This window comes from Nocardioides sp. Soil805 (assembly GCF_001429625.1).
GTDB lineage: Bacteria > Actinomycetota > Actinomycetes > Propionibacteriales > Nocardioidaceae > Nocardioides.
The window spans coordinates 782,051-798,796 of record NZ_LMSU01000001.1; the positions used below are offsets into that span (position 1 = coordinate 782,051).

At 71.9% G+C, this 16,746-nt stretch carries 15 protein-coding genes and 2 tRNA genes; 9 read left to right on the forward strand and 8 right to left on the reverse strand.

Annotation, left to right across the window (positions count from 1 at the left end; translation table 11 throughout):
* Positions 1 to 6: 6 nt before the first annotated feature.
* The gene (locus ASG94_RS03875) at positions 7 to 1,290 is read right to left on the reverse strand and encodes an ABC transporter substrate-binding protein (protein ID WP_056926272.1); all 1,284 of its coding nucleotides are present in this window, start codon (positions 1,288 to 1,290) and stop codon (positions 7 to 9) included.
* A 230-nt stretch (positions 1,291 to 1,520) separates the two neighbouring features.
* On the opposite strand from ASG94_RS03875, the gene ASG94_RS03880 reads away from it, so the two are divergent.
* The 4 genes from ASG94_RS03880 (at position 1,521) to ASG94_RS03895 (ending at position 7,694) form a co-directional block, all read left to right on the forward strand.
* Entirely contained in the window at positions 1,521 to 3,521 is a 2,001-nt protein-coding gene (locus tag ASG94_RS03880; RefSeq protein ID WP_056925071.1) for a beta-galactosidase, read from the forward strand.
* The gene (locus ASG94_RS03885; protein ID WP_156411402.1) at positions 3,521 to 4,324 is read left to right on the forward strand and encodes a DeoR/GlpR family DNA-binding transcription regulator; all 804 of its coding nucleotides are present in this window, start codon (positions 3,521 to 3,523) and stop codon (positions 4,322 to 4,324) included. The genes ASG94_RS03880 and ASG94_RS03885 overlap by 1 nt, the downstream gene beginning before the upstream one ends.
* 3 nt (positions 4,325 to 4,327) lie before the next feature.
* The gene (locus tag ASG94_RS03890) at positions 4,328 to 6,493 is read left to right on the forward strand and encodes an alpha-galactosidase (protein WP_056925073.1); all 2,166 of its coding nucleotides are present in this window, start codon (positions 4,328 to 4,330) and stop codon (positions 6,491 to 6,493) included.
* A gap of 268 nt (positions 6,494 to 6,761) precedes the next feature.
* A complete protein-coding gene (locus tag ASG94_RS03895) occupies positions 6,762 to 7,694 on the forward strand; it encodes an aldo/keto reductase (RefSeq protein ID WP_235537119.1) in 933 nt (310 codons plus the stop codon).
* Here the strand turns inward: ASG94_RS03895 and ASG94_RS03900 are convergent.
* From ASG94_RS03900 to ASG94_RS03910, 3 genes are read right to left on the reverse strand one after another with little or no spacing between them, the layout of a single operon-like run.
* Positions 7,682 to 8,692, reverse strand: coding sequence for an adenosine deaminase (locus tag ASG94_RS03900; protein WP_235537120.1), 1,011 nt, complete (start codon positions 8,690 to 8,692; stop codon positions 7,682 to 7,684). The two genes, ASG94_RS03895 and ASG94_RS03900, sit on opposite strands and share 13 nt — an antisense overlap.
* Positions 8,693 to 8,736: 44 nt before the next feature.
* Positions 8,737 to 9,474 carry a DsbA family protein gene (locus ASG94_RS03905; RefSeq protein WP_056925074.1) on the reverse strand — a complete coding sequence of 246 codons (738 nt, stop codon included), beginning with the start codon at positions 9,472 to 9,474 and terminating at the stop codon, positions 8,737 to 8,739.
* Positions 9,449 to 9,964 (reverse strand): MauE/DoxX family redox-associated membrane protein, encoded by a 516-nt coding sequence (locus ASG94_RS03910; protein WP_235537121.1) that lies wholly within the window; start codon positions 9,962 to 9,964, stop codon positions 9,449 to 9,451. Before ASG94_RS03910 ends, ASG94_RS03905 begins: the two co-directional genes overlap by 26 nt.
* Before the next feature lie 111 nt (positions 9,965 to 10,075).
* On the opposite strand from ASG94_RS03910, the gene orn reads away from it, so the two are divergent.
* Both orn and ASG94_RS03920 read left to right on the forward strand, forming a co-directional pair.
* On the forward strand, positions 10,076 to 10,684 hold the full coding sequence (orn, locus tag ASG94_RS03915; protein WP_235537212.1) for an oligoribonuclease: 609 nt from the start codon (positions 10,076 to 10,078) through the stop codon (positions 10,682 to 10,684).
* Between the two features lie 50 nt (positions 10,685 to 10,734).
* Positions 10,735 to 10,807: transfer RNA gene (locus ASG94_RS03920), tRNA-His, on the forward strand.
* A 67-nt stretch (positions 10,808 to 10,874) separates the two neighbouring features.
* Here ASG94_RS03920 and ASG94_RS03925 read toward each other — a convergent pair.
* Entirely contained in the window at positions 10,875 to 12,896 is a 2,022-nt protein-coding gene (locus ASG94_RS03925; RefSeq protein ID WP_056925076.1) for an ATP-binding protein, read from the reverse strand.
* Between the two features lie 62 nt (positions 12,897 to 12,958).
* Between ASG94_RS03925 and ASG94_RS03930 the strand changes: the two genes are divergently transcribed.
* The 3 genes from ASG94_RS03930 (at position 12,959) to ASG94_RS21230 (ending at position 15,216) form a co-directional block, all read left to right on the forward strand.
* Positions 12,959 to 14,536, forward strand: a complete 1,578-nt coding sequence (locus ASG94_RS03930; protein ID WP_056925077.1) for a phytoene desaturase family protein — start codon at positions 12,959 to 12,961, stop codon at positions 14,534 to 14,536.
* An 81-nt stretch (positions 14,537 to 14,617) separates the two neighbouring features.
* Positions 14,618 to 14,690 (forward strand) — tRNA-Lys (locus ASG94_RS03935).
* Positions 14,683 to 15,216: a hypothetical protein gene (locus ASG94_RS21230; RefSeq protein ID WP_235537122.1), complete on the forward strand. Its 534-nt coding sequence runs from the start codon at positions 14,683 to 14,685 to the stop codon at positions 15,214 to 15,216. Before ASG94_RS03935 ends, ASG94_RS21230 begins: the two co-directional genes overlap by 8 nt.
* 21 nt (positions 15,217 to 15,237) lie before the next feature.
* Here ASG94_RS21230 and ASG94_RS03940 read toward each other — a convergent pair whose 3' ends face one another.
* The 3 genes from ASG94_RS03940 to ASG94_RS03950 all read right to left on the reverse strand — a co-directional run bounded on the left by ASG94_RS03940 (position 15,238) and on the right by ASG94_RS03950 (position 16,670).
* Positions 15,238 to 15,612, reverse strand: coding sequence for a nuclear transport factor 2 family protein (locus tag ASG94_RS03940; RefSeq protein WP_235537213.1), 375 nt, complete (start codon positions 15,610 to 15,612; stop codon positions 15,238 to 15,240).
* A 46-nt stretch (positions 15,613 to 15,658) separates the two neighbouring features.
* A complete protein-coding gene (locus ASG94_RS03945; protein ID WP_056925079.1) occupies positions 15,659 to 16,021 on the reverse strand; it encodes a hypothetical protein in 363 nt (120 codons plus the stop codon).
* A gap of 181 nt (positions 16,022 to 16,202) precedes the next feature.
* Positions 16,203 to 16,670, reverse strand: coding sequence for an NUDIX hydrolase (locus ASG94_RS03950; protein WP_056925080.1), 468 nt, complete (start codon positions 16,668 to 16,670; stop codon positions 16,203 to 16,205).
* Positions 16,671 to 16,746: the final 76 nt, after the last annotated feature.

The window sequence follows — 16,746 nt, forward strand, 5'->3', positions numbered from 1 at the left end:
GTCGCCTCAGCCGAAGATCGAGGCGGCTTGTTCCTGAATGCTGGACGTGATGCCGTCGATGTCGTCGGGGTTCTTCAGGAAGTCCTGGATCGACGGGACCATCACCGTGTTGGCGAAGTCGGCGTTGGTGTCGCGGTCCATGAACTGCGCGATGTTGGCCGCCGCGCCGACCACCTCTGCCGACTTCTTCTGCAGGGCGCTGTAGCTGGAGGTGCTGGCGCCGGAGTTGGCGGCGATGAACGGCACGTCGGCGCCGCTGTTGGCGGCGTCGGCGGCCGCGGCACTGCCCAGCCACTTGGCCATCGCCTTGCCGGCCTCCTGGTTCTGGCCGCCGGCCGCCACGCAGAAGCCGTCGATCGGTGCGTCGAGGGCGTCGGCGCCGATGCTGGAGTCGAGCTCGGGGAAGGTGAAGAAGTCGAGGTCGTCGGCCACGTCGGCCACGGCGTCCGCGACGAACGTCCCGAGCAGGTACATCCCGCACTCACCGTTGCCCATCGAGGTCGCGGCCTCTTCCCAGTTGCGACCCAGCGGGTCCTCCTGGTGGTAGGGCAGCAGGGTCTTCCACGTCTCGAAGACCAGCTTGACCTCGTCGCCGTCCCACTGCTCGTCGCCGGCCATCAGGCTCATGTGGAAGTCGAAGCCGTTGAGGCGCATGTTGAGGATGTCGAACGTGCCCATCGCCGGCCACCCCTGCTTGTCGCCGAAGGCGAACGGCGTGATGCCCTTGCCCTGCATGTCGTCCATGAGCGACATGAGGTCGTCCTTGGTCTCCGGCGCCGTCCAGCCGTTCTTCTCGAAGATCGACTTCCGGTAGAAGACAGCCCACGGGTAGTAGTCCTTCGGCACGAAGTACTGCTTGCCGTCCGGCGCGGTGGACGCCTCCTTGAACGAGTCGTTCATCCCGTCGATGGGCCACACGTCGCTGAGGTCGGTGATGAGTCCCGCCTCGGCGAACTGCGCCATCCGGAAGCCGGCGAACCAGGTGAACACGTCGTCCGGAGTGCCCTGGAGGTAGGTGTTGACGCTCTCCTGGAACGTGTTGTGGTCCACCGCGTTGAGGTCGACCTTGGTGTCGGTCTCCTTCGTGTACGCCGCCGCCATCGCCGCCAGGCGGTCGTACGCGGGCCCCGAGCCCTTCGCTTCGTTGATGCCGAACTTCACCGTGGTGCCCGAGCCGCTCGACCCGCCGCCACCGTCGTCACCGCCGCAGGCGGCGAGCAGGCCGCCGCTGCCCAGCGCGAGCCCGCCGAGGGCCATGCCGCGGAGCACCGAGCGGCGGCTGGCTGCCATGGTCACGAGGGCGGAGCGGGGCACGGAGGTGCCTGCGGGAACACCGGTCGATCGGGGTCGGGACACAACAGCCTCCTGGGGGGAAATCAAACAGTGGGCGACAGCATGTGACCGTGGACACACCCTCGTCAAGCCTTTTGGGCGGACTCGAGCAGGAATTTCGACATTTTCAAACGCGAAAACGATCAGATGCGTTGACTTTGTGATGCGACGCTGGTCACAGTGAGCGCATGCCCACCCCGGTGCCCCCTCTCGCCCTCGGCGGCGACTACAACCCCGAGCAGTGGTCCTCCGACGTACATGCCGAGGACCGTGACCTCATGCGCGAGGCGGGTGTGGACCTGGTGACGCTCGGCGTCTTCTCGTGGGCCCACCTGCAGCCCGCGCTCGACCGCTGGGAGTTCGACTGGCTCGACCGGCAGATGGACGACCTGCAAGCGGCCGGCATCCGCGTGGACCTCGCCACCGCGACCGCCTCTCCCCCGCCCTGGCTCGCGCGCCGACACCCGGAGATGCTGCCGGTGACCCAGGACGGCCGCACCCTGTGGCCCGGAGGCCGCCAGGCGTTCTGCCCGAGCTCGCCGGTCTACCGCGAGCACGCGCTGGCCCTGTGCCGCGCCCTCGGTGAGCGGTACGCCGACCACCCGGCGCTCGCGCTGTGGCACGTGTCCAACGAGCTCGGCTGCCACAACGCGCGCTGCTACTGCGACGTGAGCGCCGCCGCCTTCCGTGAGTGGCTGCGCGCGCGCTACGGGGACGTCGACCGGCTCAACGACGCCTGGGGCACGGCCTTCTGGTCCCAGCGGTACGGCGACTTCGAGGAGGTCCTGCCCCCGCGCATCGCCCCGGCCTTCCCCAACCCCACCCAGCAGCTCGACTTCCTGCGCTTCTCCTCCGACCAGCTGCTCGACAACTTCGTCGTGGAGCGCGACGTGCTGCACGAGGTGTCGCCGGGCGTGCCGGTGACCACCAACTTCATGGTGATGCGCCAGACCTTCGAGATGGACTACCTCCGCTGGGGACGCGAGGTGGACGTCGTCTCCAACGACCACTACCTGATGGCCGACGACGCGCACGCCCACCGCGAGCTCGCCTTCAGTGCCGACCTCACCCGCGGCACCGCCGGCGGGGCGCCCTGGCTGCTGATGGAGCACTCCACCAGCGCGGTCAACTGGCAGCCGCGCAACCGGGCCAAGGCGCCGGGCGAGACGATCCGGTCCAGCCTGGCGCACGTGGCCCATGGCGCGGACGCGGTCCTGTTCTTCCAGTGGCGGGCCTCCCGGGCGGGCGCGGAGAAGTTCCACTCGGCGCTGCTGCCCCACGCCGGGACCGACTCGCGGCTGTGGCGCGAGGTGGTGCAGCTCTCGGAGGTCCTCGACTCCATCGAGGAGGTCAGCGGCAGCCGGGCCGACAACCGGGCGGCGATCCTCTACGACTACGAGGCCTGGTGGGGCTGCGAGCTCGACTCCCACCCCAGCATCGACGTCACCTACCGCGACCGTGCCGAGGACTTCCACCGCGCCCTGTCCGCCGCCGGGATCGGCGTCGACGTCGTGCACCCCGGCTCCGACCTCAGCCGCTACCGCCTCGTGGTGGTGCCGACTCTCTACCTCGTCACCGACGAGGACGCGGCGGCCGTGGCCGCGGCCGCGGAGGCCGGCGCGACCGTCGTGGTCACCTACTTCAGCGGGATCGTCGACGAGTCCGACCACATCCGCCTCGGCGGCTACCCCGGCGCCTTCCGTGACCTGCTCGGCGTACGCACGACCGAGTTCCTGCCCCTCGTGGAGGGTGAGTCCGTGACCGTCGAGGGTCTCGGCGACGCAGGCGTCTCCGCCGACGTCTGGGCCGAGGAGCTGGAGCTCGCCGGCGCGGAGGCCGTCGCGCACCACGCCGACGGCCCGGCGGGCGGGCGTCCCGCCGTCACCCGGCGCGAGGTCGGGACGGGGGCCGCGTGGTACGTCGCCACCCGGCTCGCCCCCGACGGGACCGACCACCTCGTCGAGCGCCTGGTGGCCGAGGCCGGGCTGGACCGCCTGCCGGGTGCCTCCGCCGACGTCGAGGTGACGCGACGGGTCGGGAACGACGCCTCGTGGTTGTTCGTCATCAACCACGGGTCCGAGGACGCGTCGGTCCCGGTCACCGGCACCGAGCTGGTCTCGGGCCGCTCCGTGTCCGACGACCTCGTCGTCCCCGCCGGGGGCGTCGCCGTCGTACGTGAGGAGCACTGATGCTCGCCGCCCAACGCCGCAGCCGCATCCTGGCCGAGCTCGACCGGGACGGCACCGTCCGGGTCACCGACCTCGTGGACCTGCTCGGCGTCTCGGACATGACGGTGCGCCGCGACCTCGTGGCGCTGCACCGCGACGGACTCCTGGAGAAGGTGCACGGAGGTGCCCTGGCCGTCGCCGAGCCGTCCTCCTCCGAGCCGGGCTTCGCCGCCAAGTCGGTCCAGCACCGGCTGGACAAGGAGGCCATCGCGGCCCGGGCGGCGCAGTACGTGCACGAGGGCATGGCCATCGCCGTCTCGGCGGGGACCACGACCCACGCGCTCACCGAGCACCTGGCGAAGATCCCCCACCTCACGGTCGTCACCAACTCTGTGTGGGTGGCCGACGTGCTGCACCGGGCCGGCGACAGCACCACGTCGGTCCTGCTGACCGGCGGACTGCGGACCCCCTCCGACGCGCTCGTCGGACCGGTGGCCGTGTCGTCGCTGCGCAGCCTTCACGTCGACGCGTTCTTCATGGGCGTCCACGGCATGGACCTCCGGGCGGGCTTCAGCACGCCCAACCTCCTCGAGTCCGAGACCAACCGCGCCATGATCGAGCGCTCCCGCCGGCTGATCGTGTGCGCCGACTCCAGCAAGTGGGGCGTCGTCGGCCTCAGCAGCATCGCCTCCCTCTCCGACGCCTCCGTCCTGGTCACCGACACCGGGCTCTCCGCACAGGCCAGCGCCGTGCTGGCCGACCACGTCGGCGAGCTCGTCCTCGTCGACGTCCACGACGCCCACGAAACCAGCAAGGACGCCTGAGCCGTGCCGGACGACACCACCGTGGGCACCGTCCACCTCCGCCGCGCCGGCGTGAGCCTCCTCCTGGCGCCCGACGACGACGGCGTGCCGGTCGTCGTGCACTGGGGGGCCGATCTCGGCGACCTCGACGACCGGGCCCTCGCGGACCTGGTCGCCGCCCGTCGACCGGGCATCCCGCGCTCGGCCTTCGACACCGTCCGGCGTACCGGACTGGTGCCCGACCCCACCCGCGGCTTCTCCGGCTCCCCCGTGCTCGAGGGACACCGGGTCGGCGGCAGCGCCGCGGCGACGACACCGAGCCCGACGGGCTGGTCCGCGCGCGTGGAGGACCCCCCGGACGGCGATGCCTCCGTCCTGCTCACCGGGGCCGACGACGAGGCCGGATGGTCGGTCGACCTCGACGTGGAGCTGACCTCCGCCGGCCTGGTCCGGGTCCGCACCTCGGTGACCAACACCCTCGACGGCACCCTGCACCTCGCCTCCGCCCGCACCGCCCTGCCCGTCGGCGCCGGCGCGACGGAGCTGCTCGACCTGACCGGGCGCTGGTGCAAGGAGCGCGCGCCCCAGCGCCACCCGTGGGTCCAGGGCACCCACCGCCGCGACGGTCGGCACGGACGCACCGGCCACGACGCGACCCTGCTGATGGTCGCCGGCACCCCGGGCTTCGGCTTCTCGCACGGCGAGGTGTGGTCGGTGCACACCGCGTGGAGCGGCAACCACACGACGTACGCCGAACGCACCCCGGAGGGCGACTGCCTCCTCGGCGGCGGCGAGCTGCTGGCGCCCGGCGAGGTGACGCTCGGCCGCGGCGAAACCTACCGCGGTCCCTGGGTGCTGGGCTCGTGGTCCGGGGCCGGGCTCGACCCGATGAGCCACCGCCTCCACGCCCACCTGCGGTCCCTGGCGTCCGGTCCCCCGGGCGAGGCCCCCGTCGTGGCCAACACCTGGGAGGCCGTCTACTTCGACCACGCCCTGGACCGGGTGACGGCCCTGGCCGACGTGGCCGCGGCCGTCGGGGTCGACCGCTTCGTCCTCGACGACGGCTGGTTCCGTGGCCGCCGCAGCGACACCGCCGGGCTCGGCGACTGGTGGGTCGACGACGAGATCTGGCCGGACGGGCTGCACCCCCTCGTCGACCACGTGCGCGGGCTGGGCATGCAGTTCGGCCTGTGGGTGGAGCCGGAGATGATCAACGCCGACTCCGACACGGCCCGCGAGCACCCCGGGCGCATCCTGCGTGGGCGCCGGGAGCGGCCGCTGGAGTGGCGCACGCAGCAGGTGCTGGACCTGCAGGACGACGCGGCGTACGCCCAGGTGCGCGACAGCCTCCTGCACCTGGTCGAGGAGTACGCCGTCGACTACCTCAAGTGGGACCACAACCGCGACCTCACCGACGCCACCCACGACGGCGTCCCCGCCGTCCACGGACAGACGCGGGCCTTCTACCGCCTGCTGGACGAGGTGCGCGCCGCGCACCCCGGCCTGGAGATCGAGTCGTGCGCCTCCGGCGGCGGCCGCGTCGACGCGGAGGTCCTGGCCCGCACGGACCGGATCTGGCCGAGCGACACCATCGACCCCCTCGAGCGCCAGCACCTCCAGCGCTGGACCTCGCTCCTGGTGCCCCCCGAGCTGATGGGGTCCCACGTGGGCGGGCCGGTCGCGCACACCACCGGTCGCTCCCACCGGCTCGGCTACCGCGCCGCGACCGCGCTGCTCTACTCGTTCGGGATCGAGTGGGACCTCACTGCCCTCGACGACGCCACGCTCGCAGACCTGACCCGATGGGTCGCGCTGCACAAGCGGGTCCGTCCGCTCGTCGCCCGGGGCACGCTGGTCCACCCGGACCACCCGGACCCGGCCGTGGTGGTCACCGGCCTGGTGGCCGAGGATCGCTCCGAGGCGTGGTACGTCATCAGCACCGTCGCCGCCACCGCGACCCAGCACCCCGCGCCCCTGCGCCTCACCGGGCTCGACCCCGACCGGTCCTACCGGCTGAGCGACGAAACGGCCACCGCCGACCAGGACACCGCGGACCTGTCGACCTGGTGGGCGGCCGGGGACGGACAGGTCGTGGCCGGGCGCGCCCTGGCGGCCGCGGGCGTCACCCTGCCCGTGATGGCCCCGGAGACCGCGCTGGTGCTGCACGCCGTGGCCCAGTCCCCCGCCTGAGACCACACTGCGGCGCGCCTGCGTGGTCGGTCCCGTCCGAGCCACTAGAACAGTGCCCGGGCCCCGCCACGTATGAGGTAGCGGGGCCGCATCCTTTCCTCCGGCGCACGAGGCGCTCGAGACGGATGAAGGCCCACCACGTATGAGGTGGTGGGCCTTCACGTCATCCGGACCGGAGTCCTTCCGACACCTCAGTTCTACGCCCGGTGGGTGCCCGGCGCAAGGGACCTCCGTCCCCCGCGTCAGCCGGGGCGCTAGCGTCGGGCGGGTGATCAACGACCTCGTCCTCGGCACCATGTACCTCGGCACCCGCACCGACCGGGCCACCTCCTTCGCCCTCCTCGACCGCTTCGTCGAGGCAGGGGGCACCACCATCGACACCGCCAACTGCTACGCCTTCTGGGCCAGCGGGACAGGGCACGGCGGGCAGAGCGAGGAGCTCATCGGCGACTGGCTGCGCGCCAACCCGGGGTTGCGCGAGCGGCTCGTCCTCGCCACCAAGGTCGGCGTCGAGCCGCTCGACGGCGGTGGCGTCGAGGGCCTGGGCGCCGAGACGGTACGCCGGGAGGCCGAACGCAGCCGCGAGCGCCTCGGCGTCGATCGCATCGACCTCTACTGGGCGCACGGAGAGGACCGGGGCACCCCGATCGAGGAGACCACCGAGGCGCTGGGCGCCCTCGTCGCCGGCGGCACGGTCGGCCGGATCGGCATCTCCAACCACCCCACCTGGCTGGTCGAGCGCTCCCGCGCACACGCCCTCGCCCGGGGGCTGGAGCCCGCGAGCGCGCTCCAGCTCACGACGTCGTACGTCGCCCCGCGGCCCGGCGCGGCCGTCGAGGGCAAGGACCACCGCTTCGGCTGGGTGAGCGAGGAGACGATCGACTACCTCGAGCGCAACGAGGGCATCGAGCTGTGGGCCTACAGCCCGCTCGTCCAGGGCAGCTACGACCGCGACGACCGGCCGTTCCCGCAGGCCTACGACCACCCCGGGACGACTGCCCGCCTCGCGGCCCTCACCGACGTCGCGCGCGAGCTCGACGTCGCCCGCAGCCAGGTCGTGCTGGCGTGGCTGCTGCACCGCTCGCCGCAGGTCCGCCCCATCGTCGGGGTGAGCTCGCTGGACCAGCTCGAGCCGGCCCTCGCCGCCGCTGACCTCGCCCTCGACGCGGACACCATGGCCCGGCTGGATCAGCCGGCGTAGGCGTCGATCTCGCCGAGGATCCGCGTCCGGACGTCCTCGGGGGCGAACGACGCCCGCACCGCGGCCCGCGCGAGGTCGGCGACGCCGGACTCGTCGAGGTCCAGCAGGTCGGCCGCGACGGCGTACTCGCCGTTGAGGGTCGTGCCGAACATCGGCGGGTCGTCGGAGTTGATGGTGACCGTCACCCCGGCCTCGACGAACGTCCGCAGCGGGTGCTCGTCGAGGGTGGCGACCGCGCGGGTGGCGATGTTGGACGTCGGGCAGACCTCCAGCACGATGCCCGCCTCCGCGAGGTGCGCCAGCAGTGCCGGGTCGCTGGCCGACGAGGTGCCGTGGCCGATGCGTTCGGCGCCCAGCAGGCGCACGGCGTCCCACACGGTCTCGGGGCCGGTGGTCTCCCCCGCGTGCGGGACCGACTTGAGGCCGGCGGCCCGCGCGGCGTCGAAGTGCGGCTGGAACTGCGGTCGCGGCACCCCGACCTCGGGGCCGCCGAGGCCGAAGCCGACCAGCGCGTCCGGGCCGTGGTCGAGCGCGTACGACAGCGTCGCGTCGGCCGCCCGGGCGCCGCTCTCGCCGGGGATGTCGTAGATCCAGCGCAGCACCAGGCCGAAGTCGCGCTCCGCGGCGACCCTGGCGTCCTCGACGGCCTCGGTGTAGGCCTCGATCGGGATGCCCCGCACGACCGAGGTGTACGGCGTGCAGGTGAGCTCGGCGTACCGGAGCCGCTGCTCGAGGGCCATCTCGCGGGCCACCTCGTAGGTCAGCATCCGCACGTCCTCGGGGGTGCGGACCAGGTCCACGACCGCGAGGTAGACGTCGATGAAGTGCGCGAAGTCGCGGAACGCGAAGAAGTCGCGCAGCGCGTCGGGGTCGGCCGGGACCCCCGCGACCGGGTGGCGCTCGGCCAGCTCGGCGACGATCCGCGGCGACGCGGACCCGACGTGGTGGACGTGCAGCTCGGCCTTGGGCAGGCCGGCGATGAAGTCAGTCAGGCTCACCCGCGGGAGTCTCGCAGCGACCGGTCACCGGCGCCGAATCGGCCTCACTCGAGGCCCGCCTCCAGGTTGGCCGCGACCTCGTCGATGGTGGCGCCGGGCACCGGCTCGCCGTCGAGCAGCACGGTCGGGGTGCCGTTGACGCCCGCCTCGGAGGCGGCGCCGGTGGCGTTGTCGACCCAGCCCTCGAAGGCGCCCTCCTCGATCCCCGCGGTGACGGCCTCCTCGGAGGCACCCGCCTCCACGGCCTTGGCGACCAGCCAGGCGCTGCCGGGGAACTCGTCGGCGTCCTCGGCCGGCTGGTCGGCGTACACCGCGTCGTGGAACGCCTTGGCGACCTCGGGGCCCTCCGCGTCGAGGACGACGGCGTAGGCGTTGGCGGCGTCCATGGAGAAGTCGCCGTAGCGGCTCAGGAAGTTGACCGGGCGGTACTCGACGCGAGCCCGGCCCTCCTCGACCGCGGTGGTGAGCGCCTCGCCGACCTGGGCCTCCAGCACGCCGCAGACCGGGCACAGGAAGTCCTCGTAGATGACGACCTCGTGGTCCGCCCCGGCGTCGCCGGCCACCACGCCGTACTCGGCGGTGGCCCCGGCGGGCGCAGCGGCGTCGTTGCCGGTGGAGTCGCGCTGGCTCTGGATGAAGAAGCCGCCCGCGATGATGACGACGATCCCCAGCACCACCGCCCCGATGGTCAGGGTGCGGCGCAGCCGCTCCTCGCGCTCCTGCTGCGCCCTCAGGGCAGCGGCCCGGGCGGCGCGCTCAGCGGCCTTGTTGCGCTTCGACATCGAGTTCCCTCTCCAGATCGTGGTGCGACGTCCCCGACCGGGCCGGGGAGATGTAGGAGTCCAAGGACCACCGCGTGCGCGGTCGTACGACGAGCCACAGCGACGCCAGGAGAAGCCCGACGTCCCGGGCGATCTCGCCGGGGTACTTGTCCGAGGCGCCGGCGATCTCGCCGCCGCCGCCGAAGCAGCCGCACTCGATCTGCAGTCCCCGGGCCCACGCCGAGGCGATCCCGATGATGAAGGCGACGAACAGCAGGGCCGACACGACGGCCATGGTCCGGGTCAGCAGGCCGAGCACCAGGCACAGCCCCACGACGACCTCGATGATCGGCAGGGCGTGGCCCACGGTCGGCACGACCGACTCAGGCAGCAGGTCGTAGGCGCGGACGGCGCGCACGCTGCCGGCGGGGTCGGGCAGCTTGAGCAGGCCGGCAGCGATCCAGACGCCGCCCGTGACCAGCCGCGCGACGAGCCCGATCCAGTCCTTCACGCCCACGACCCTAGGCGGCGTGCCTGAACCGCGCCTGAGAGCGTGCGCCCGCGAGACGCGTGGGTAGTGTGACTGCCTGTGAACGAGCGACTGGTGTGGATCGACTGTGAGATGACCGGCCTCGACCTCGGGGCCGACGCCCTGATCGAGGTCGCGGCCCTGGTGACCGACTTCGACCTCAACGTGCTCGGGGAGGGCATCGACGTCATCATCAAGCCGCCGCCGGAGGCGCTGGAGCAGATGGTGGAGTTCGTCCGCACGATGCACGAGACCTCCGGGCTGATCAACGAGCTCGAGTCCGGGATGGCCATGGCCGAGGCCGAGGAGCAGGTGCTCGCCTACATCAAGGAGCACTGCCCCGACGGCAGCCGCCCCCCGCTGGGCGGCAACACGGTCGCCACCGACCGGTCCTTCCTGGCGCGGGACATGCCGACGCTCGAGGGCTTCCTCCACTACCGCAACGTCGACGTCTCCTCCATCAAGGAGCTCGCCCGCCGCTGGTACCCCCGCACGTACTTCGCGGCTCCCGCCAAGCGCGGCAACCACCGGGCCCTCGCCGACATCCAGGAGAGCATCGAGGAGCTGCGCTACTACCGGGAGGCGGTCTTCGTCCCGCAGCCCGGTCTCGACAGCAACGGGGCCCGCGAGATCGCGGCGCGTCACGCGGGCTCGATCACCGGACTCACGGGCGACTCCCCCGATTCCGGACCCGGCGCCTGATTGCCCTACACTTCTCATCGATCTCGCCGGTCACTCCGGCGGGGATCATGGTGGGTATAGCTCAGCTGGTAGAGCGCCGCCTTGTGGTGGCGGATGTCGCGGGTTCAAGTCCCGTTACTCACCCAGGAACCGAAGCCCCGGCGCACTGCGCCGGGGCTTCGTGCTTTCCGGGGGACGGACGCGGCAGCCGTCAGGCGGGCAGCCGGACGGTGAACTCCGTGCCGGCGCCGGGGTCGGACTCGACCGTGATGGTGCCGCCGTGCCGCTCCACGATCGCCTTGGCGATCGACAGGCCCAGCCCGCTGCCCTGGATGGCACGCCCGCGCGCGGAGGAGGAGCGGAAGAAGCGGGTGAAGAGCCGCGCCTGCTCCTCGGCCGGGATCCCCATGCCGGTGTCGCTGACCGTCAGGCGCACCTCGCGCTGGGCAGGGAGGAGGCGGGTGCGGACCTGCCCCCCGTCGGGGCTGAACTTCACAGCGTTGCCCATCAGGTTCACCAGCACGCGTTCGAGCTGGTCGACGTCGCCGATGTAGGGCACCTCGTGGTCCGGGACGTCGTAGGAGAACTCGACCCCCGCGCGCGCGGCGACGGGGGCGACGACCTCGTGCGCGGCCTCGACGACGGCCCGCAGGTCGAGCTCGACGTGGTGGTTCTCCAGGCCGCGGTCCTGCACGCGGGAGAGCACGAGCAGGTCGTCGATGAGCAGCAGCAGGCGGCGGCTGTTGGCGTCGATGCGTCCGAGGGCGGACCGCTGCTCCGCGGACAGCTCGCCGAAGCCACCGTCCTCCAGGATCTCGAGGTAGCCCATGATGCTGGTGATCGGCGTGCGCAGCTCGTGGCTGACGCTGGAGACGAAGGTGTCCTTGAGCTGGTCGACCTCGCGCAGCCGCTCCACCGACGCGCGCTCGCGGGCGAGCGCGATCTCGAGGGCGCGCTGGGTGGCCACGCGCTCGGAGATGTCCTCGGCCGTGGACACGAAGCCGGTGAGGCGTCCCTGCGCGTCGGTGACCCGGGAGAGGTTCATGAAGTGGATGCGGGTCTGGCCGTCCTTGCGGACGAACTCGACCTCGAGACCCCCGCACGCCGGGTCGGCGAGCGCGCGGACCACGCTGGGGTAGTCGTGATCCACCCCGAGCACCGAGGCGAGGCGCGCGATCTCCTCGGGGCGGTGGAAGACCGACGGCAGCAGGCCCCGCACCTCGTCGGCCGTGTAGCCGAGCAGGGTCTGGGCACCCGGGTTCCACAGGGTGATCCGGCCCCGGTCGTCCGTGCCCACGATCGCGACGCCGCTGGCGCTGTCCACCACGCGCCGTACGGTGTCGGCCTCGGTGGCGGCCCGCTGGGCGAGGTCGCGCTGGATGCCGACCGCCAGGGCGAACGGCAACGCACTGAGGACGCAGGTGCTGATGAACAGGTGGGTGACGGTCACCACCCACTCGGGCTGGTCGGCGCCGATCAGGGCGACCGCACCTCCCTCCCCCAGCACGGCGGCCAGGTCGGCGCACGCGGCGACGAAGAGCACGCCGACCATCACGTCGCGGAACGGCAGCCGCATGGCGGCCCACCCGAGGGCCGGGATGACGGCCATGGCGAACAGCCCCGCGATCTTGTCGTGGCTGGTGAACGCGATGGCCATGATCACCACCACCGCACTCCAGGTGAGGACGCGGCTCCGGCCGTCGACCACGCCGGGGTGCGGGGCCGTGACCATGAAGAACGGCAGGATCACGAGGTACGACGACACGTGCGCGAGGAAGGTGCCGGCGGCGATGAGCACCAGGTCGTGCTCCAGCATCACAGGACCCACCACGGACAGCACCGCGGTGGCCAGGCCGGCGCCCACGACCGCCGAGGCCAGGAACGCCCGGTAGTCGTCGATGTCACGCAGCTCGGGTCGCTGCCCTCGGGGCGACCGGCGGGTGAGCATCGCGGCGGCCGCGCTCGCCCCCGCGGTGAGCGCGGCCCCCCAGACGAGGGCGACGTCGAGCGAGGCGCCCGCCCAGGAGTACGCCGACACGGACGCGACGCCGATGAGCGGCACGGCGACCCACCATGCGCGCCGCGGCAGCAGGACCAGGGCCCCGGCCGCGAGACCCACCGGCACGCTCTCGCCGACGTGGGCGCCGGGCCACAGGGCGGCCACGGCGAGGTGGACCAGGACGGCGTACAGCAGCAGGCACGCGGCGCTGCGCCACCATCCAACCGAAGTCACCGGGCGAGGGTAACGGGCGGCGCTGCCGACCGCGGGGTCCCACCGGGTCTAGGTTTGGGCGCGTGACTCCTGCGAAGACCAGCTATGACGTCGTGATCGTCGGGGGCGGCCACAACGGGCTCGTGGCCGCCGCCTACCTCGGCCGGGCGGGGCTCTCGGTGCTGCTGCTCGAGCGGCTCGACCACACCGGCGGGGCGGCGGTCTCGGTGAGCCCCTTCGCCGGACAACCCGCGAGGCTCTCGCGCTACTCCTACCTCGTCAGCCTGATGCCCGAGTCGCTCATGGCCGACCTCGACCTCGACGTGTCCCTGGCGTCGCGGACCACCGCGTCGTACACGCCGTGGGTCCGCGACGGACGCCACGGCGGCCTGCTCGTCGAGCGGCCCGAGGGCGAGGCGACGCGTGCGTCGTTCGCGGAGCTCACCGGCAGCGACGCGGAGTACGACGCGTGGCGCGAGTTCTACGCCGACGTCACCGACCTGGCGCACGCCGTCGCGCCGACGCTGACCCGGCCGCTCCCCCACGAGCGGGACCTGCGCGACGCCGTCGACCCGGGCATCTGGCGCGACGTGGTGACCAACCCCCTCGGACAGGCCATCGAGGCCCGCTTCGCCGACGACACCGTGCGCGGAGTCGTCGGGACCGACGCCCTCATCGGGACCTTCGCGTCGCTGCACGACCCGTCCCTCGTCCAGAACCGCTGCTTCCTCTACCACCTGATCGGCAACGGCACCGGCGAGTGGCGGGTGCCGGTGGGCGGCATGGGCGCGGTCACCGACGCACTGGCCCGCAGCGCCACCGCGGCCGGCGCCGAGATCGTCACCGGTGCGGGGGTCAGCTCCATCCGCACCGACGGGGACGGCGCCGAGATCACCTGGCACGACGGGATGGGCACCCGCAGCGTCACCGGCCGTCGGGTGCTGTCCGGCGTGGCCCCCTGGGTGCTCAGGATCCTGCTCGGTGAGGATGAGGACCCGACCACCAAGCCGGCGGGCGCGCAGCTCAAGATCAACTTCCTCCTCGACCACCTCCCGCAGCTGCGGTCCGGCGCCGACCCGGCCGTCGCCTTCGCCGGCACCCTGCACCTGGGCGAGGACCACAGCCAGCTCGAGCGCGCGTACGCCGAGGCGGCGGCCGGCCGGGTGCCGACCACCATGCCGGGCGAGGTCTACTGCCACTCGCTCACCGATCCCTCGATCCTGGGCGACCTGGCGGGGACCGGCGCCCAGACACTCACCTACTTCGGCCTGCACACCCCGGCCGCGCTCTTCGAGGCCGATCCCGAGGGTGCCAAGCGACTCGCCGTCGAGCGGGCCATCGCCTCCCTCGACGAGCACCTGGTGGAGCCGATCGAGTCGTGCCTGATGCGCGACCGGGACGGCAACCCGTGCATCGAGGCCAAGATCCCGCAGGACGTCGAGCGCGACCTCGCCATGCCGGGCGGGCACATCTTCCACGGCGACCTCGACTGGCCGTGGGCGCCGAACCGCTCGCGCCTGGACACCCCCGCCCAGCAGTGGGGCGTCCAGACCGACGACGACGTGGTGATGCTGTGCGGCTCCGGAGCCCGTCGCGGCGGGGCCGTCTCGGGACTCGGTGGCCACAACGCCGCGCAGGCGGTGCTCGCCGACCTCGGGTGAGCATCTCGATTTCATCGCACGCGCGAGCGCGTGTAGTGTTTCTCCTCGTTGCACGACACGTCGCGCAGCACCGCAGGACAAGCGCCATTAGCTCAATTGGCAGAGCAGCTGACTCTTAATCAGCGGGTTCGGGGTTCGAGTCCCTGATGGCGTACAAGATCGAAGGCCAGGACATGTCAGATGTCCTGGCCTTCGTCGTTCTCCGCGGTCTTCTCACCAGCAGCGCCGCACCGATCGCGGCGCGCGCACGTCCGGGGGCGACGCTGGACCCAGTCTGCAGGTCGACGATCATGGATCCCATGGACGACCAGCAGGCGCCACAGCCGGCCGAGGGGAAGGTCATCACGCTCTGCGGCTCGACGAAGTTCGAGGCGGAGTTCGCGGAGGTCAACCAGCGGCTCACGATGGAGGGTTGCATCGTGATCAGCCTCGGGATGTTCCGGCTCCCCGACCTGCCGGACTACGACTGGGCCGCCGACAGCTCGGACCTGAAGGGGCGGCTCGGCGGCGTGCACCTCCAGAAGATCCGCATGGCTGACGAGGTGTACATCGTGGATCCGGGCGGCTACGTCGGCGAGTCGACCCGACGAGAGATCGCCTACGCGGAGTCGCTCGGCAAGCCGGTTCGCTACCTGAGTCGCGAGCGCGCGGCTCGAGCGGGAGACGTCCCCCGAGGGTGAGCCCGACCGGGCGGTCCGACGTCAGGACAACCGTGGGCCCGCGTGACCGGCTAGGCATCTCCAGGTCCTGCTCGAACGGACCCAGACCTGAGTCATCGGCATCCGGAAGGTCTCCGACGCACCTCCTGCCGTGTCCACGACGTCGTGCACCTCGGCGTACAGGACTGCCGTCTGGTCGACCACCACCACCCGGGGATCAACCAGGGTCTGCGATCGCCACACGGTGTGGCCTTCGGTGTTCCGGCGGATGTACTCCGAGCGGTCGTACGTGTCGCCCAGGTGCGTGGTCCACCTGAAGTCCTCGTGCAGGAGCTCGGTGAGTCCTTCGGAATCGCCGCCGGCGAGAGCCTCTGCTCTCGATCCCGCAGCCGCGATCACCTCGTGCGCAGCGTCCATGTCCTCCACCGTGCCAGATCACGAGTGGGCGGCACACGGGTCTGGCCTAGACGACGGCCGACACCCGCGCGTCGGCGACGACCCGCTCGAGCTCCTCTCGCAGGACCCGCCGCAAGGCATCGGCCATCTCCGGTCCGATGGAGCCCTTGGCGTCGAGGTACATCTCGATCCCGCGGTCGGTGACCGTCGGGGTCGACACGTAGTTCGGTGTGTACGCGCCGGCGAGGGCGGCCTGGTTCGCGTCCGCGTGCACATGACCCTCGTCGTCGATGGTCAGCATCCGATCGCCCGCCTTCTCGAGCGCCTCGATGACCCGCGCAGGCTCGGAGTGCCCGGTGACGACGATGATCTCGTTGGACCCCTCGTGCATCCCGTTGTCCCGGTAGACGTCCTCATCGATGACGATCACGTTGATTCCCCCGTTCCCGTTCGCTCCGGCGCGGCACCGGAGCAGCCTGACATCGCCATCATGCCCGGACCGGGGCGCGCGGATCGCGGTATGAGCGGATCACGCAAACGGCACGCCCAACGGTCGGAACAGCCCGGCTCGGACCCACTCCTGGACCCCTGCGTCGCTCGGGCTCGGACCATCAGCGCCAGACGCCGCGGCGGCCGGCACGAACGTCCGACGCGATGTCCTCGTGCTGCTGGTTCAGCAGGTGAGGGAGGCGCTCCAGGTCGTGGAACTGCAGTCCGACCGTCTCATCCCCGTCGATGGCCAGTGCGCCACCTTCGATGTGCGCTCGGAAGACCATGGCGATCGTCTGCGCCACATCCCCGTTGGGATACCGGTCCTCGTACCCGGTGTACACGCCCAGGAGGTCGGTGACCGCCACGTCGAGTCCCGTCTCCTCCCGCATCTCCCGCACCGCAGCCTGTTCGGCTGACTCGCCCAGCTCGATGGCGCCGCCCGGGAAGCCCCAGACACGTCGTTCCCGGTCACCCCGCAGCTGGAGCAGCACGCGTCCGCGCTCGTCGGAGACGACGCAGCAGGCGAAGTTCAGGAAGATCCGGTCATGGCCGACACGGTCGCGGATCCAGCGGATGTAGTCGGGCAACGCAGAACCCTTCGACTCAGGAGGCTGCATGGACGCTGGGCAGAGTGGGCTCGTCGGTCAATGGAACCCTAGAGGG

Excerpts from the sequence above, each read along its gene's own strand:
- ASG94_RS03885 (WP_156411402.1), top strand. The coding sequence starts at position 3,521 with ATGCTCGCCGCCCAACGCCGCAGCCGCATCCTGGCCGAGCTCGACCGG.
- ASG94_RS03940 (WP_235537213.1), bottom strand. The coding sequence starts at position 15,612 with ATGGACGCTGCGCACGAGGTGATCGCGGCTGCGGGATCGAGAGCAGAG.
- ASG94_RS03875 (WP_056926272.1), bottom strand. The coding sequence starts at position 1,290 with ATGGCAGCCAGCCGCCGCTCGGTGCTCCGCGGCATGGCCCTCGGCGGG.
- orn (WP_235537212.1), top strand. The coding sequence starts at position 10,076 with ATGACCGGCCTCGACCTCGGGGCCGACGCCCTGATCGAGGTCGCGGCC.
- ASG94_RS03905 (WP_056925074.1), bottom strand. The coding sequence starts at position 9,474 with ATGTCGAAGCGCAACAAGGCCGCTGAGCGCGCCGCCCGGGCCGCTGCC.
- ASG94_RS21230 (WP_235537122.1), top strand. The coding sequence starts at position 14,683 with ATGGCGTACAAGATCGAAGGCCAGGACATGTCAGATGTCCTGGCCTTC.
- ASG94_RS03880 (WP_056925071.1), top strand. The coding sequence starts at position 1,521 with ATGCCCACCCCGGTGCCCCCTCTCGCCCTCGGCGGCGACTACAACCCC.